Source organism: Dyadobacter psychrotolerans (assembly GCF_004349265.1).
Lineage (GTDB): Bacteria > Bacteroidota > Bacteroidia > Cytophagales > Spirosomataceae > Dyadobacter > Dyadobacter psychrotolerans.
Genome location: NZ_SMFL01000012.1, coordinates 123,041 through 137,366, shown reverse-complemented (window position 1 = coordinate 137,366; position 14,326 = coordinate 123,041). Strand labels below are relative to the sequence as shown.

The 14,326-nt window shown below is 41.8% G+C and carries 14 protein-coding genes; 2 read left to right on the top strand and 12 right to left on the bottom strand.

The window, feature by feature from the left end; translation table 11 throughout:
* Positions 1–14: 14 nt before the first annotated feature.
* The 4 genes from E0F88_RS25875 to E0F88_RS25860 form a co-directional block, all read right to left on the bottom strand.
* Positions 15–1,091: an NAD(P)/FAD-dependent oxidoreductase gene (locus E0F88_RS25875; protein ID WP_165940151.1), complete on the bottom strand. Its 1,077-nt coding sequence runs from the start codon at positions 1,089–1,091 to the stop codon at positions 15–17.
* Complete coding sequence (gene cmk, locus E0F88_RS25870) at positions 1,088–1,801, bottom strand: (d)CMP kinase (RefSeq protein ID WP_131961190.1); 714 nt, start codon at positions 1,799–1,801, stop codon at positions 1,088–1,090. Before cmk ends, E0F88_RS25875 begins: the two co-directional genes overlap by 4 nt.
* Before the next feature lie 308 nt (positions 1,802–2,109).
* Entirely contained in the window at positions 2,110–2,697 is a 588-nt protein-coding gene (locus E0F88_RS25865) for a LutC/YkgG family protein (RefSeq protein WP_131961189.1), read from the bottom strand.
* A gap of 54 nt (positions 2,698–2,751) precedes the next feature.
* Positions 2,752–4,128, bottom strand: a complete 1,377-nt coding sequence (locus E0F88_RS25860; RefSeq protein ID WP_131961188.1) for a lactate utilization protein B — start codon at positions 4,126–4,128, stop codon at positions 2,752–2,754.
* Between the two features lie 243 nt (positions 4,129–4,371).
* Between E0F88_RS25860 and E0F88_RS25855 the strand changes: the two genes are divergently transcribed.
* Positions 4,372–4,764: a hypothetical protein gene (locus E0F88_RS25855; protein WP_131961187.1), complete on the top strand. Its 393-nt coding sequence runs from the start codon at positions 4,372–4,374 to the stop codon at positions 4,762–4,764.
* A gap of 92 nt (positions 4,765–4,856) precedes the next feature.
* On the opposite strand, the gene E0F88_RS25850 is transcribed toward E0F88_RS25855, so the two are convergent.
* The 8 genes from E0F88_RS25850 to E0F88_RS25815 form a co-directional block, all read right to left on the bottom strand.
* On the bottom strand, positions 4,857–5,636 hold the full coding sequence (locus E0F88_RS25850) for a (Fe-S)-binding protein (protein ID WP_131961186.1): 780 nt from the start codon (positions 5,634–5,636) through the stop codon (positions 4,857–4,859).
* 1 nt (position 5,637) lies between these two features.
* Positions 5,638–6,330, bottom strand: coding sequence for an endonuclease/exonuclease/phosphatase family protein (locus E0F88_RS25845; RefSeq protein WP_131961185.1), 693 nt, complete (start codon positions 6,328–6,330; stop codon positions 5,638–5,640).
* A 189-nt stretch (positions 6,331–6,519) separates the two neighbouring features.
* Positions 6,520–6,864 (bottom strand): L-rhamnose mutarotase, encoded by a 345-nt coding sequence (locus E0F88_RS25840; protein ID WP_131961184.1) that lies wholly within the window; start codon positions 6,862–6,864, stop codon positions 6,520–6,522.
* Positions 6,861–8,228: an L-fucose:H+ symporter permease gene (fucP, locus tag E0F88_RS25835; RefSeq protein WP_131961183.1), complete on the bottom strand. Its 1,368-nt coding sequence runs from the start codon at positions 8,226–8,228 to the stop codon at positions 6,861–6,863. Before fucP ends, E0F88_RS25840 begins: the two co-directional genes overlap by 4 nt.
* Positions 8,229–8,276: 48 nt before the next feature.
* Positions 8,277–9,104: an amidohydrolase family protein gene (locus E0F88_RS25830; protein ID WP_131961182.1), complete on the bottom strand. Its 828-nt coding sequence runs from the start codon at positions 9,102–9,104 to the stop codon at positions 8,277–8,279.
* Positions 9,105–9,177: 73 nt separating this feature from the next.
* Entirely contained in the window at positions 9,178–10,041 is an 864-nt protein-coding gene (locus tag E0F88_RS25825) for a fumarylacetoacetate hydrolase family protein (protein WP_131961181.1), read from the bottom strand.
* A 178-nt stretch (positions 10,042–10,219) separates the two neighbouring features.
* A complete protein-coding gene (locus E0F88_RS25820; protein ID WP_131961180.1) occupies positions 10,220–10,993 on the bottom strand; it encodes an SDR family NAD(P)-dependent oxidoreductase in 774 nt (257 codons plus the stop codon).
* 390 nt (positions 10,994–11,383) lie between these two features.
* On the bottom strand, positions 11,384–13,036 hold the full coding sequence (locus E0F88_RS25815; protein WP_131961179.1) for a UxaA family hydrolase: 1,653 nt from the start codon (positions 13,034–13,036) through the stop codon (positions 11,384–11,386).
* A 300-nt stretch (positions 13,037–13,336) separates the two neighbouring features.
* Here E0F88_RS25815 and E0F88_RS25810 point away from each other — a divergent pair, with 300 nt between their 5' ends.
* Positions 13,337–14,203, top strand: coding sequence for an AraC family transcriptional regulator (locus E0F88_RS25810; protein WP_131961178.1), 867 nt, complete (start codon positions 13,337–13,339; stop codon positions 14,201–14,203).
* The last annotated feature ends 123 nt before the right edge of the window (positions 14,204–14,326 follow it).

The window sequence follows — 14,326 nt, the reverse complement described above, 5'->3', positions numbered from 1 at the left end:
TGCTTAGGCTTACTTCAATGGAAATATAACGAAAAATACCTTTGAATATTCACTAACGGATTCAATTCTTTACCATTTTCTAAATGCTGAACGAACTGATCAGCAAAAAATGGTGCCAGCGTTACACCTTTTGTCCCTAACCCGTTGAAAATGCAAACATTACTAAGCGTGGGATGAACTCCGATTAAAGGCCGCCGGTCCCTAACCGAAGGCCTGATACCGGCTGCCTGAGCGGTAATCCGAAAAGGAACTTTCAGTAAATTCTTTAATTTTTCTTCCAGTTCATCGCCAGCAACCTTTGTCGTTTCCCAATCCAACGGATCCCATGAATATGTTGCACCCACTTTACAGGTTTTATCCGAGGTTGGTAAAACGAAAATTCCCTGATTAATAATGTGTTTCTTTAAGATATGTTCTGACGAAATTTCCAAAATCTGCCCTTTGACCGGGGTAAAAGGAAGCCAGTTAAAATATTGGTTATTAACCGCCTCAAATCCCTGACAAAGAATTACTTTTCCAAATTTCTTGCCGTTCCATTCTACACCGGCTTCTGAATGTTTTAATTCTTCGGAATTAAACTTTGTTTCAATATACTGACCTGATCCTGAAAAATATTCTCTGCTTTTTTTTAGCAAAACCGGCAGATCAACCCAACCAGCACGAACCACTTCCAGCCCTCCATGTGCCATGTGAACATATTCAGCAACCACATCCTGGTCTTCACTTTTGCCGATGTAATTTGCAATGGCGGGCTCAGCAGATTGTGCTAAATACGTATTCTGTTCTTCTATAGATCTGTAAGGGCGGTAAACAGAAGTTTTATAAAGGAATTTTGCCTCCAATTTACTTTCAAGTTCTGAATAAAAGGAAGTTGCAAAGGGAAAGAGATCATCCGCAAGCCAGGTTTTTACCAGTTTTTTACCAGTAAGCGGATTAAAAATACCCGCGGCAACAAGTGATGATGACGGAGCAGTAGAATCGCCGGCAATTTTAAAAGTTTTACCTGCTTTTTGTAAGTGCCAGGCAATTGAAGCGCCGCCTATTCCATGGCCGACGATTAAATAATCAAAGTCGGGAATGTTTCCGCTCATTTGTTTTTATTTATTTCTCTATTGCGGAGCGAAGAAGCAATTTTCGCATCCGCAAGTCTTACTACCATTTCAACCTGCTCGTCAAGTGTCATAAGCGAATTGTCGATGTATACTGCGTCTTCGGCTTGTCTCAAAGGGCTTTCTGACCGGTGGGTATCTATATGATCACGCATTTTCAGATTTTCGGATATCTCTGCCAGGCCTATTAATTCTCCTTTTTCCAGCAATTCAAGCTGACGTCTCTGCGCCCGGATCAATGGATCAGCAGTCATAAATATTTTTAGTTCAGCCTGAGGAAATACAACGGTTCCGATATCCCGGCCATCCATGACAATCCCCTTTGTCCTACCCATACGTTGCTGCTGTGCGACCAGTGCGTGGCGAACTTCTGCAATGGCGCTAATGTCGCTTACCTTTTCCGAAACGTACATTTTCCGGATCTCATCTTCTACATTCAATCCATTCAGAAAAGTGTCGTTACGACCAAGTTCCGGATGCCTCCTGAACGAAATCTGAACCTGGCTCAGTGCAATTTCAATTTCCTTAGGATTTGTCTGGCTGACGTGATTTTGTAAAAAAAACAGCGTAACAGCACGGTACATGGCACCAGTATCGATATAGGGATAGTTAAGCTGCTTTGCAACCAATTTTGCTGTTGTGCTTTTACCACAGCTTGAATAGCCATCGATTGCAACTATTATTTTAGGCATAAAGGATCAGATTACAGACACCGGAAAAGCGCCGTTAAGCTTTAAACTATTAACACAAGCGGTTTTTATAACATAAACTTGCCTGAACAAAACACAATGGCCTGCTCTTGTAAAGACATAGTTAACACAATAGGTGTGTGCTGCAAAAATAGAGGAAAGAAACTGCGCTTGATACTTTTTTTTGAAAGTTAATAAAAAAAGCTAGGGGACGATTTGATACTCAGTTATTCCTGATTAAATCAACAAAAGGATAAACACCAGCCCAACAGGTAGTGCATATCCTTTATTCTGTTATTGTAAATGATTCGCTATTCCTCTTCCAATAAAAATACGACTAAACTTCTGGCACCATGTGCGCCAATTACGAGCGATTGTTCTATGTCAGCTGTTTTGGAAGGACCGGAAATAAAACATCCCCAACCGGTAGTATCTGCCAAAATTTTGTAGGCATCATGCATGTTGTTCACAATTTTATTCCTGGGGATAACAAAAGCGAGATTTTGCGTAATAAAAGGAAGTGCCCGGTGTGGTAAGTGGTTATCAGAAATCCAAATCGCCCCGTTTTCTGCTACCCCAAACTCGGCTTCCAGAATAGCAACTTCGATCATTTCCAGATCATGAGGATCTGAAATGTTCAGGCTAAAATCCGACCAGTCGGCCAGAGCCGGAATTGTTGTGGCACGGTTCACCACATCTGCATACATTTCAAATGCCTTTTTTCTGAGCTCATCATAAGAAGCAACCACAATTACCTCGGTGTAAACGGCCGCCAGTGTTTCCGTAAATTTAATCTCTGTATTTTCGTAATGACTTTCAAAACTGATTCTTGCCGGCAGCTGCGTTTCTGCCGGCTTATTTAATTTAATCTGCTGAAGTATTTTCTCGCGTGCACTCATTTTAATATGTCTAAAACCCGGAAACCGTGTTACTAAAAACTAAATATAAACCCGTTATTCTCTTCTGTTTCTGACATACCAGTCACGGAAACTTTCCTGAGGCGGTTCGGGCATGTCCCGCTGTTTATACCAGGGATTCAAACTATTATTTACTACAAAAGGCATAGCCCGCATCACCGAACGACCCAGTTTTCCCGACCATTGATAAAACCTTGGCTGGGACAAAACCATCGACATGGCCTTAATTCCGATTTCTTTTCCTTTTGGAACATGCCCACCTTTTACCAAAACCTGCCTCCATTTGTAAAGCTGGTCGTGAATATCGATTTTAACCGGACAAACATTGGAACAGCTTCCGCACAAAGTACTTGCAAAAGGAAGATCTGCATTTTTGGTCATGTCCAGATTTGGTGCCAATATTGAGCCAATTGGGCCGGCAACGGCGTTGTGATAACTATGTCCCCCGCTTCTTCTGTAAACCGGACAGGTATTCATACAGGCTCCGCACCGAATACACTTTAAGGAATTTCTGAAATCTTCACGCCCGAGCTGTGTGCTTCTTCCATTGTCTACAATAATGAGGTGCATCTCCTGCCCTTCCCTCGGCGTCTTGAAATGACTGCTGTAAGTCGTAATCGGCTGACCGGTTGCACTGCGGGCAAGTAATCTCAGAAAGACACCCAGATGTTCCTGTTTCGGAATAATTTTCTCAAAACCCATGCTGGCAATATGAATGTCTGCCAAATGCGCTCCCATATCCGCATTTCCTTCATTAGTGCTTACCACAAAACTTCCGGTTTCAGCAACCGCAAAATTGACACCGGTTAAGGCAGCGCGCCTCGTCAGAAATTTATCACGTAAATGCTGTCTTGCCGCTTCAGTTAAATATTGCGGGTCGGTAGCACCCGCTTCCGTACCAAGATGCTCGTGAAACAAATCACCGATATCCTTCTTTTTTAAATGGATGGCAGGCAAAACGATATGACTTGGCGGCTCGTTTCTCAGCTGCACAATCCGCTCGCCCAAATCCGAATCAATAACATCAATTCCGTTTTTAATCAAAAACTCATTCATGTGACACTCCTCGGTCAGCATGGATTTGCTTTTAACCATTTTATCAATGTTGTGCTGTTTTAGCAAACCAAGCACAATTTCGTTATGCTCCGGGCCGTCACTCGCCCAATGAACATGGATACCGTTTTCCTTTGCTTTTTGTTCAAAGGTCTGAAGTAAACCATCCATGTGGGAAAGAACATAATGCTTGATCTGCGATGCACTTTCACGAAGCTCTTCCCATTCCGGCAACTGCTTGGAGGATTTATCCCGCTTGGTCCGCACAAACCATAATGTTTCATCGTGCCAGTTTACATAAGGTTCGTCCTCATTAAATACTTCGGAGGCGCCCGCATGGTCCTTTGTTACTGTTGACATGGTTCTCTTAACAATTAGATAATAGTATTATTTAAAGAACTTGAATTGTACTTTTCACATTCGTAGCACTATTCCAAGTTTTCAGTTTGTTTAATAAACAACTTTTTAGAATCAGATAAAAAGCTATTTTATTGTAATGCAATATGTTATACTTTTGACATACAAAGTTTTTCGATCGGGACATCCGACTCTGAAAAAAGTTTAATTAAACTTTTCTTAGATACATTTAAAATTTTCACTCCTATGAAAGCAAAATCAATTATTCTAACGGCTGCTCTGACAGGCTTGCTATTCTCAGGTTCAGCATTCACAGTTAATGCACAAACCAACAACGCTTCCGAAAAAACTGTATCCGCTTCAACCAAGCTGAGCATACTGGAAGTTAAACCAATGCAATTCCGAGTTTCATATATTAAGCCAGAGTCAAACGCAGTTATAGTTCGCATTTTGGATACAGATAAAAATGTATTGTTTGCTGAAAACAAGCGTACTGAATCAAACTACCTGAAATATTTCGATCTTTCTACCCTTCTGGATGGTACTTATACATTCGAGGTAACGGACGGAAAAGAGAAGTATTCACAAACGTTTGATATTTTGACTAAAACGAGCCGCGTCGTTTCTTCAATTAACTAACGACTGGTTTCTTCTCAGATTCTGACGCCGGCGCGGCGCGCATCCGAAACTTTGTAAAATACCGGTGCTCATTCAGGGTTCCGGTATTTGTTTTATAATGCAGGTACGACTGTCTTAACAGAAATCGAGCTGTTCAGTATTTCAGCAATGTGCCTTACCTGAACTGTCGAATTTCTTCTTTTCAAAATTCCTTCCAGGTGCATCAGACAGCTCACATCTGAGCCGGTAATATATTCAGCATTGTGTCGTATGTGGTCAGAAACGCGGTCTTTTCCCATTTTTACGGAAACTGCTTCTTCGCTCACGCAGAAAGTTCCGCCAAACCCGCAGCATTCATCTTTGCGGTCAAGATCAACCAATTCCAGTCCATGTACTTTTCGAAGTAAGGTTTCAGGTTTTGAAAAAGCAGGTGCATTCAGCTCTGACATTTGGGATAAATGCAATCCGCGCTGCCCGTGACATCCCTGATGCAAACCCACACGATGCGGGAAATCTGCTTCGATTGAATCAATCTTTAATACATCGGTGATAAATTCAACCAGCTCGTAAACCTTTTTGCGCAGGATTTTAGACTCTGATGGCTTGTCTTCCACCTTCAAATGTTCTTTAATATGCAGCACACAGCTTCCGGAAGGAGAAACTACATAATCAAAGCCTGAAAAGGAATCATAAAAAAGATTGTTGCACCCGGTGGTCAGATGTTCAAATCCTGAATTGGCCATAGGTTGGCCGCAGCAGGTTTGATTGAGCGGAAAACTTACCGTACAGCCTAATTTTTCTAACAGTTCAAGCGTTGCTATTCCAACCTGCGGATAAAACTGGTCCACGTAACAAGGAATAAATAACCCGATTTTCAAATGTGAATAATTCATTTTACCAAAATTCAACTGTGGCAAGAATGGGATAATGATCAGAAGCCTGCGGATAATTCCTTATCACCTTATAGTTCTTCACACGTACCTTGTTATTGAGTAATACAAAAATATAATCCAGCCTGTCGCCGGGAAGTCCTTCGTTCCAGGTTTCCAATTGTGATCCCTGTGCTGCATCCTGCCATTTTTTTCGAAAAGAGAAATAAGGCTGCTCATTAGGCCGCGCTCCCATATCCATCCCCAAAAGTACCGGCTGTATACTGCCTGCGAGCATTTGATTGATATAAGCAGCCTGAAGTGCCCTGTCCATCACGGATGCATATTCAAGCCTCGAATTACAAAAACGAAAAGTCAGGTTTCTTGAATGGCGAATCAGTCCGCAAAGCAAAATTTTCGGGTCCGCTCCCGCTGTGGAGGGCAAAGTAATCGTTTGCGACTTTTCCAAAGGCCAGACAGATAAAATTCCCACACCCTGCGTTCCGTTTTCTGATCTCTCTGCCACACCATATGTGTAATGCATACCTGTCTGAATGGCGAGCTGGCGTAACTGAAACTGCGTTTTGCCATTACTGATCAAACTGTCAACCGCCTGCAAAGCCACCAGATCCGGTTTGTTCTCTTTAATGATCTTTAAAATTTCCATCAGATTGGACTCCTCATTCATATTCGCTCCATGCCTGATGTTGAAACTCATAATTTTTATTTCAACCGACCGCAGAGGCTGCGAGCCAGACAAGGCAAATGCGCTACAAAAAAGAAAAACAAAAAATTTAAATTTCTTCAATCTGACTGATTTTCTAAGGGTACAACTCTGTTTTAATTTTTAGACATTTCAGCGTCCGTTTCAGAGAAGTTTTCATCGTTGAGTTTATAACATTCAGAGCTATTCCGCTCCGTTTTCCATATCAAATATCTTTTTCATAATCATCCATTTCTCGCCTTCTTTTGCCGAAGGAAGACCCTGCTGATATTTCCACATCAACCCCTCCCATTCCTGTACCTTCTCGTTTTCAGCATCCATTTTTGCTTTTCGCTCAAAACTGAAATCATCCTCTGTTTCCATGATCATAAAGAGGTGATTTTCCAGCCGGTAAATTTCCATGACCGTAACACCGGCGTCCCTGATACTTTTTTCAATTTCTGGTCTTATCTTTTTATGATAAGCTTCGTATTCGGCGATCATTTCAGGATTATTGACAAGATCTACCGCCAGACAATATTTCTTCATCCTTTTACAAATGCTTTAATTTGAGAACCTTTTGCTGCAAAAAACACAACGTAACCAAAACATAGCATCGGCACAATCAGCGCATAGGCCGGACCAAATTTAAAAAGCGCTCCGGCAAGCATCGGCATCACAGCTCCGCCAACAATCGACATGATCAGCAGGGATGATGCAAGTTTTGATTCAACACCCAAACCCTTGGTTGCCAGTGCAAAAATCGTTGGAAACATAATCGACTGACAGAAATAAGTAAGGCTCAGACAGATTACCGCAGTCAGTCCGCCGGTTATCATGGCCAGCGCTACAAACACCGTTGCACCAGTCGAGAACCATAAAAGTACCCTGTTTGCTGAAAAACGGCTCATCAAAGTAGTACCAACAAAACGGCCTAAAAGAAATAATACCAGCGCAAACGATGCATGGTAACCAGCGATCTGAGTTGGTGTTAAAACCGTTTTTACACCGGTAATAGAATTGATGATATCCATGTACCCTTCAGCCAAAACCCAGTGCGCTTCTCTGGCAAAATCAAGTTTAAAATCAACAAAGTAACCCCAAAGCACTGTTTGTGCACCTACATTTAAAAATTGGGCAATAATTCCGTGAGTAAGGTGCTTGTGGCGAAAGAGAGAAAATATCGATATTTTCCGTGCAGCCTCGCTCTCCGCTTCACCCACATCCGGCATTTTTGTAAAAGCAAATAAAAGCGTCACAAAAAGAACCAGCGTTCCGATTGCGAGATAAGGCGGCTGGACAGACAGGGCTTCCTGAATTCGTATTTGTTCGGCCTCAGCGGCAGGCAAGACTGCCAGTGCTTCACGCGAATATTCAATGGGTGAAAAGATAAAAAGTGCACCAATGATCGGCCCCAAAACCAAGCTTATCCCATTGAAGGATTGTGCGAAGTTGATACGCCACTCCGATTTTTCCGGATCACCTAAAACCGTAACATAAAGATTTGCGGCCGTTTCAAGAAACGCCAAACCGCTTGCAATGGTAAAAAGAGCGAAAAGAAAGAAACCATATTCCCGCATCGAAGCAGCCGGATAAAACAAAAAAGCACCACCGGCATATAACAGAAGCCCAAGAATAATCCCTCTTTTATATCCGTATTTTTTCATGAAATAACCTGCAGGCAAAGCCATAAAAAAATATCCCATGTAAAAAGCAAAGTCAATAACTCCGGCCTGAAAACGATTGAGATCGAGTGCGATCTGAAACTGCTTGATCAGCGAACCGTTAAGAGAATTGGCCAATCCCCACAGAAAAAATAAACTGGTTACAAGAATCAGTGGAATCATGTAACCTCCTTTTTCACTACCCGTATTTTTCAGGGTAACCTTTTCCTGTGAGGGTATTGCAGCCATATTTTACTTTGAAGTTTAGGATTTATAATTGTAATATTCGAGAGCAGGTTAATCCAGATTATAAAATTTAACTGCATTGTTACCCATCACATCTGCCTGTTCATTTTTCTGGAGTGACGAAATGTAATCCGTAATAATCGATTTTATCTCTGCGTATTCTCCTGCAACCAGGCAAACCGGCCAGTCGGATCCGAAAAGTAAACGTTTTGTTCCAAAAGCGTCAAAAACCACATCCAGATAAGGACGAAAATCTGATTTTTGCCAGGAAGACCAATCGGCTTCGGTAACGAGCCCTGAAACTTTGCAGCTTACATTTGGCAATTCTGCCAGCTTTTTGATATCCTTTATCCAGGGATCTGTTTCGCCTTTTTTGATAAAAGGTTTTGCCATGTGATCCAATACAAACCGAACTTTCGGCAGCTGTTTTGCAAATTCAAATGCTTCTGACAGCTGATTGGCATAAATCAGAATATCATACGTAAAATCAAAAGCAGCCAGCTGTCCCACACCCTTTACAAACTCCGGCCGCAGCAAAAAACCTTCCGGCTGTCCCTGTGCAATATGACGGAATCCTTTTAACTGTTCAAACTGGGAATAAGCTTCAAGCCTGTCATAAATATTGTCAGACCTGAGATCAATCCAGCCGACCACACCTTTTATAAAATCATCCGCAGCTGCTAAATGGAGTAGAAATTCCGTTTCAGCATCCGTTTGATCAGCCTGTACCGCCACACAACCATAGATTTCATTTGTTTCCAAAATTGGTTTCAGGTCAGCCGGAAGAAAGTCACGACGAATAACCTCCATCTCAGGCGTTATCCAACTGTCTTTCACCGGATCAAAAATCCAGAAATGCTGATGCGAATCGATTACCATATATTAGCTTTTAGCTGTTGGCTTTTAGAATTAGCTTAAAAAAAACCGCTGCTGTCACCTTATAATTTCCGGGTTAAACCGCCGTCCAGGCAACGGCTTCCTGTTTTTGCTCACCAAGTCCTTCGATACCGAGTTCTACTATATCACCCGGTTTAAGATAGACTTGTGGTTTCATACCAAGTCCAACTCCTGCCGGTGTACCGGTTGTGATCATATCCCCCGGAAGTAAAGTCATGAACTGGCTCAAATAACTTACTATAAAAGGAACATGGAAAATCATATCCGATGTATTGCTATCCTGAATTTTAGTACCATTCAGTTTCAGCCATAGATCAAGATTGTTGGCATTTGGTACATCGGAAGCAGGTACGAAGTAAGGTCCAAGCGGGGCGAACGTATCATTGCTTTTACCTTTTACCCATTGTCCGCCGCGTTCCAGCTGAAACTCACGTTCTGAATAATCGTTGTGAACCGCGTACCCTGCAACATGATCCAGAGCCTGTTCAACTTCAACGTAACTGGCTTTTTTACCAATAATTACAGCAAGTTCCACTTCCCAGTCTGTTTTTACCGAATTTCTTGGGATAATAACCTGGTCATTCGGCCCGCATAATGCAGATGTTGCCTTAAAGAATATGATAGGCTCTTTTGGCAATTCTGTTGCACCCGACTCGTATGCATGTTTCGCATAGTTCATCCCGATACATATTATTTTCGAGGGACGGGCAATACATGATCCAAAACGAAATCCAGTTTCAACTTTTGGTGATGTATCAGCATGCTCAGTAAGCCAGGTGGCCAGCCGGCTTACTCCGTCTGTTCCAAAAAATTTCTCATTATAGTCTTCTCCAAAAGCAGACACATCGATCTGTGTTCCATCGGGAAGTTCAACACCTGGTTTTTCCTGTTCAAAAGCACCAAATCGGAATAGTTTCATATTTTTTTGTTTAGCAATTGGCTTTTAGCTGCTAGCTATTAGCCCTTGCATTAGGTTAAGTTTTCAATTTTAAGGATTTTGCAATTTGCAAAAAGCTTCTTCAACACAATATTTAACAAGCAGATGTTACGGACCAACAACGTTAAGCTAATAGCTATCTACTAATCGCTTAACGCCACTAATTATTTAATTTCTCAAACCCGCCATCAATCAAATAATCGCAGCCGGTTACAAATCCTGCCTCATCCGAGCAAAGATATAAGGCCATAGCACCGATTTCTTCCGGTTTCGCCATACGGCCGATCGGCTGTGTTTTTGATAATTTTTCAAACATTTCAGCTTCCTGTCCAGGATAATTTTTTGATATAAAACCGTCTACAAATGGGGTATGAACACGAGCCGGAGAGATACTGTTGCAGCGGATATTGTCAGCCAGGTAATCTTTGGCAACGGACAAAGTCATCGAATAAACCGCTCCCTTGGTTGTGGAATAAGCAAAACGATCAGGAATACCAACAGTTGCTGCAATGGAAACCATATTTAGGATTACTCCGCCGCCTGATTTTTTCAAATGCGGAATCGTGGCAAAAAGACAGTTGTAAACACCTTTTACATTCACGTTCAGCAATCGGTCAAAATCTGCTTCCTGGGTAGTATCTGCCTTGCCTACGTGGGCAATCCCGGCATTATTTACCAGAATATCGATCTTGTATTTCGCACTAATAGAATCAATCAAACTGATCACTTCGGATTGTTTTGAGATATCTATTGCATGCGCTTCGGCCAGTCCTCCTTCGTTTTTAATATCGTCTGCAACCTGTTTTGCCAGCTCATAATTCAATTCAAGAATCTGAACATTGGCTCCCTGTTTTGCAAATGTTTTGGAAATCGCTAATCCGATTCCGCTTGCTCCGCCGGTTACCAGGGCTACTTTGCCAGTTAAATAAAACATCTACTTTATATTTATTTAAATCCGTTTTAACAAAATTTGTTTTACTGCTCCGGATAGAAAAGGTTTTTAAATTTAATCTTTACTCAAATGCCCATCATCTGGTATGTTCAAGTCCTTCGGACTTGTGGGGTTTTATTCATCCCGGATTTTATCCGGGGCTATTCATGTTTGACCCTTTCGGGTCTCGTCCTCAAATGTTGATTTCAACTTCCTTTCCATATTACATCCGTGGCTATTCAAGTTTGACCCGTTATGGCCCTTTCAGCTTTTACTAATCCCTTTTATCACTTTCCCAATTAAATCCGGAATTTATATTCAAATTAAAACATATCACCGCCGGCTTCCTTCCCCCATATTCCCCTCATCCCTTTCTCCCCCCTGCCCAAAACCCTAGAGCGATACTCCTCTTTTCCATGGAATAAAATCATCCTGACCAAGCTCCTGCGCTTTTGTCAGCTCACCGCTGGCGACTTTTATCACATATTCCAGCAGGTTCTCTGCATTCTGTTCAATCGATTGTGTTCCGTCAACAACAGGACCACAGTCAAAGTCGATAACATCCGGCATACGGTTCGCCAAAGATGTATTGGTAGCCACTTTTGCAACAGGGCAGATCGGATTACCAGTTGGTGTGCCCAGCCCGGTCGTAAACAGTATAATGTTTGCACCAGCGGCACTCTGACCCGTAGTTGCTTCTACATCATTACCAGGTGTACATACGAGCTGCAAACCAGGTTCTGTTGCACGTTCAGTATAATTCAGAACATCGGCGATATAAGCATTTCCGCCTTTCTTGGCAGCACCTGCCGATTTGATAGCATCGGTAATCAGTCCGTCTTTGATATTTCCCGGAGAAGGATTAAACGCAAATGCTGAACCTACGGCTTCTGCTTTTCCTGCATAATCACGCATCAGTTTTTCAAACTTCGCCGCTTTTTCCACAGTAACACAACGGTTGATTAGTTCCTGCTCTACTCCGTTTAATTCAGGAAATTCTGCAAGAAGCGTTTGCCCGCCTAAGCCAACTACAATATCAGAAAGATGCCCCAAAACAGGATTTGCAGAAATTCCTGAAAATCCATCCGAACCGCCGCATTTAAGTCCGACCGAAAGTTTTGATAAAGGAGCATCTGCTCTTTCGAACTGATTGATTTTGGTTAGCCCCATAAATGTTTCCTTAATCGCCCCCGACATCAATGAATATTCTGTCCCTTTCTGATGTTCGAATGCGAAAAACGGTTTATCAAAATGCGGATCACGCTTTTTGATTTCGTCCTCCAGTGTTTTCAGTTCAGAATTCTGACATCCCAAACTTAGAACCGTAATTCCCGCAACATTCGGATGCACAGCGTAAGATGCAAAAAGAGAGCAAAGTGTGTTGGCATCAAAACGGGTACCTCCACAGCCACCTTCATGTGTAAGAAATTTAACTCCGTCAACATTTTGAAACGGACGGTTATTTATTTTTTTAACGACAGGCTGTTCGGCAAAAGTTTCAAGGCTTTTTAGCGTGCGCATATCTCCTGCCTGGTACAGATGCAGGAATTCACGCACGTGATCGCGGTAAATATCCGTTTGCGCGTAACCCAGCTCACGTTCAAAAGCATCCTTCATAATCAGGACATTTCTGTTTTCACAGAAAACCAACGGAACCACAAGCCAGTAATTATAGGTACCAACACGGCCGTCCTGACGGTGATAACCTTTAAAAGTCCGGTTTTGCCACTTGCTTACATCCGGCTGTGTGTAAGAATAAGGCTGTCTTTTTGCCGTACTGTAATCGTGTGCATCATGTTTTAAATTAAAAGTCGTGATCGGCTCTCCTTTTTTAATAGGCTGCGTAGCACGGCCAACGAGTACGCCATACATGATGACAGCTCCACCCGTTTCAATATCTTCGGTAACAAACTTATGCTTGGCGGAAACACCGTAAGCAAGGTTATAATGTTCACCAGCCCATTCGGCATCTGTTCCTGTCGGCAAGTCTCTTAATGCGACAATAACGTTATCTGATGGATGGATTTTTAAGAGGTTCGACGCCATAGTGATATAAAAATAGATTCCTGTAAAATTTCCGGTTGCGTACTTAAAACAACTCTTGATGCAAAATTACTTCCCGAAACAAAAATAAGATTGAAACATCGTTTCTACCCTTTTGAACAGGTTAAATTCAGCTTAAAAGCAAAAGAGTTATTTTACAGAAACACGATCCGTTTTTCTGATACCGAAATCATGTACAAATGAATAGAATTATTTAAACTCTTTATTTTGCAATACTAGCATATTTTTCAACTATATTGGCATATTAAATTAACATATCCTGTATAACTTGCTATTATAGCTGTGAAACCACAATTATTAAAGGTTCCAAAAGGGTTGCAGCAATCGTTCAGTATCAGGCGGGACGTGGTCTTATACTTTTATAACCAGTGGCATTATCACCCTGAACTGGAACTGGTACATATAGAACAGGGATCAGGAACACAATTTGTCGGCGATAACATCCAAAACTTTCAGAGCGGCGACCTGATCCTGATCGGGCCGAACCTGCCGCATTACTGGCGTTGTGATGAAAAGTACTTCCAGGGCGATTCCAATTTATACGCCCAGGCAACAGTACTCCATTTTTCAGAAAGTATTTTTGGCGACACTTTTCTAAGCCTTCCGGAAAATAAAGCGATTCTGGAGTTGTTGGACAAGGCAAGAAAAGGCATGAAACTGATTGGACAGGAAAATAAAAATGTAAAAGAAATTCTTCAAAATTTGCTGGATCAAAAAGAGAGCAATCCAATGATTGCGCTGCTGCGCATTTTGCAAACCATATCACAAAATCCGGATATTACACTCCTTTCCAACACTGATTATGCGCAGGAATTTGATCAGCACGATACAGATCGCATAAATCATATATATCAATACAGCCTTGCCAATTTTCAGCAAAAAATCACCATTGAAGAAATAGCAGAAGTGGCAAGCATGAGCCCGCATTCTTTTTGCAGGTACTTTAAAAGCAGGAGCAGGAAAACCTATTCTCAGTTTTTACTTGAACTCAGGATCGGACATGCCTGCAAATTACTTCTGGATGGTAAACTCAGTGTTGCGCAGATCTGTTTTGAAAGCGGGTTTAATAACTTTGCCAACTTCAATAAATATTTTAAAACGCTTACAGGGAAAAGTCCGCTCCGCTACCAAAAAGAATATCGCTCCTGATTTTCAGTCACTCACCTTTTCAAATTTACAGATTCGTTTTAGCCAGGAAGAAAAAAACGCCAAAATAGTTGTAAAAAATGCTCGTATTTATAAAGTTTCCTAACTTTTATCAATGGTACTTTA